The 605-nt window shown below is 58.5% G+C and carries 1 pseudogene; it reads right to left on the bottom strand.

Features of this window, described 5'->3' with window-relative positions:
* Positions 1–564 (bottom strand): annotated as a pseudogene (locus tag GOB87_RS16520) (IS5 family transposase); the annotation flags it as partial.
* Positions 565–605 lie beyond the last annotated feature (41 nt).

Below are 605 nucleotides of genomic sequence, written 5' to 3'. Positions count from 1 at the left end.
TCGACGCGTAGCCCTTGTCCGCTACTACCCACAGGGGAGTGGCGGGAAGGCTGTCGAGCATGGCTGGTGCCAGAGGCAGTTCATGAGCCTGTCCAGGGGCCAGCGCAAAACCGAAGGCTTTTCCATGTCCATCAGCGATCACGCAGACTTTTGTGCCATAGCCGCCGCGAGAGCGGCCAAGTGCTTCACGATGGTCTCGCTCTTCGAAAGAGGCCCCTTTTTTTGGGCTCCCGCCGCTTTGTGGTGAGCCCTGATGTTCGTGCCATCCAGAAAAGTCATTCCGAATGCCACTCCCTGTTGTTCCTGAACCAGTGCGAGCAGCCGCTCCCATACGCCGAGCTTCGCCCAGCGGATGAAAAGCTGCGCAGCCCGCCACCACGGACCCAGTTCAGCGGGGATACTCCGCCATTTCGCGCCATTCTCATGACGCCAGAAAATCGCTGCTATCGTCCGCCGCAGATCATGTGGCGGCGTCTTGCCCCTCGGGCGAACCTCCTCAATCAGAGGTTCCCAGATCGCCCATGTCTCGTCCGTAAAGGTGCCTGTTCTGTCTCCTTCTTCCATCCCTACAATATGGGAAGAAATTCAAGATCTAACAGGCCCTA

Source organism: Acetobacter estunensis, from assembly GCF_011516945.1.
Taxonomy (GTDB): domain Bacteria; phylum Pseudomonadota; class Alphaproteobacteria; order Acetobacterales; family Acetobacteraceae; genus Acetobacter; species Acetobacter estunensis.
The sequence above is the reverse complement of the archived record's forward strand: the minus strand, read 5'-3'. Positions and strand labels throughout refer to the sequence as shown.